The organism is Hydrocoleum sp. CS-953, assembly GCF_002260545.1.
GTDB lineage: Bacteria > Cyanobacteriota > Cyanobacteriia > Cyanobacteriales > Microcoleaceae > Trichodesmium.
Genome location: NZ_LGSU01000039.1, coordinates 1 through 1466, shown reverse-complemented (window position 1 = coordinate 1466; position 1466 = coordinate 1). Strand labels below are relative to the sequence as shown.

Sequence of the window (1466 nt, the reverse complement as noted above, 5' to 3'; positions counted from 1 at the left end):
GGGGATAAGTAAACATAATTGTAGGGGTTTGGTGACCAAACCCCTACCAAAGGAGTTTTTACCAAAACTGATAGTAAAATATTATTCTCCAAAGTCAGCAGATTTTATATACACCTAAAACTTTTCTAATTCAGCAATAATTCTCATAAATTCTTGTTTGAGATAATTATCATCTTCATAACAGGAAACTAAAGAATGATAAAACCAAAAAGTTTTTTCTTTACCTCCATTAAAGCGCTTCCATACTATTTTTCCTTCTTGACGTAATGCAGCTAATAAGTCTCTCCCATTATGCAGTTTATCAGCAAGAGAAATAAGTTTTACAGATTTACTGCCATTAGATATTTGCTGAAGATAACGTAATTTTCGCTCTTCCCAGGGTGGTTTAGGAATAGTTTCCGACTCCGTACAACCATCAACAATATCAACAACTGTTTCTCCAAATAATTCCAGAATATGTTGACGAGTTGCCATACCTCCCCTATCTTCCACTGCATCATGTAATAAAGCAGCGATCGCCTCATCTTCATTCCCACCATTTTCCAATACCAAAGCAGTAACACTTAAAAGGTGAGCAATATAAGGTGTACGTCCGTCTTTGCGTAACTGTTGAGAATGTAAGTTGTAAGCTAATACCAATGCTTGTTGAAATCTTTCTGTGAGTTTGATGCTCATAATTTTTTCCTCCTAATATTTAAGTATACGGAGTTGTAGAAGAGGATATTTCTATATTATCAGGCCAAATACTGAGCAGAAGAGCTGTCTTCTACATCATGTTAGAATATCAATAGTAAAAAAATAAGGTCTTGGAGGTACTAATAACTAAAAACTAATAACTGAAAGCTGATAACTGATAACCCATAACTGATAACTGAAATGACATCTATACAACTTAAATTAATTTCCCATCAAACTACTGATGGAATGCCATATCAACATCTTCATATTGAGATGACTACACCAGACGGTATTATTACACCTGCTGACTTAAAAGGTTTGAAAATACCCCCGAATATTCAGTGGCAACAAGGTGTTGTCATAGAAGGTAAAGCACCGATATGGTTATATGCTTATTTGGTTCACGAATGCCATCCCGCACCGTGGGTTGGTTGTTACGATCCTCGACTTGGTGCCGTTGTCGTTTCTACTCATACTCATGCTGTTACTATTGGTTCCATATTAACTTTAGAATTACCGAATAATTAACAATTAACAATTAATAATTAAGCATTTTGTAGGTTGGGTTGACGTTAAGGAAACCCAACANTCCTCGACTTGGTGCCGTTGTCGTTTCTACTCATACTCATGCTGTTACTATTGGTTCCATATTAACTTTAGAATTACCGAATAATTAACAATTAACAATTAATAATTAAGCATTTTGTAGGTTGGGTTGACGTTAAGGAAACCCAACAACAAACTGATTGAATGTTGGGAAGGAGTTCAATAATTAATAATTAATAATT

Annotated in this window: 2 protein-coding genes; one reads left to right on the top strand and one right to left on the bottom strand. The window is 34.8% G+C overall.

Annotated features, from left to right (window positions below; translation table 11 throughout):
- Positions 1-114: 114 nt before the first annotated feature.
- The gene (locus AFK68_RS00170; RefSeq protein WP_210407141.1) at positions 115-675 is read right to left on the bottom strand and encodes an HD domain-containing protein; all 561 of its coding nucleotides are present in this window, start codon (positions 673-675) and stop codon (positions 115-117) included.
- A gap of 201 nt (positions 676-876) precedes the next feature.
- On the opposite strand from AFK68_RS00170, the gene crn3 reads away from it, so the two are divergent.
- Positions 877-1206, top strand: a complete 330-nt coding sequence (crn3, locus tag AFK68_RS00165) for a CRISPR-associated ring nuclease Crn3/Csx3 (RefSeq protein ID WP_094670694.1) — start codon at positions 877-879, stop codon at positions 1204-1206.
- The last annotated feature ends 260 nt before the right edge of the window (positions 1207-1466 follow it).

What these genes read in the sequence shown, in the direction of transcription:
- AFK68_RS00170 (WP_210407141.1), bottom strand. Translation starts at nt 675, where the DNA reads ATGAGCATCAAACTCACAGAAAGATTTCAACAAGCATTGGTATTAGCT.
- crn3 (WP_094670694.1), top strand. Translation starts at nt 877, where the DNA reads ATGACATCTATACAACTTAAATTAATTTCCCATCAAACTACTGATGGA.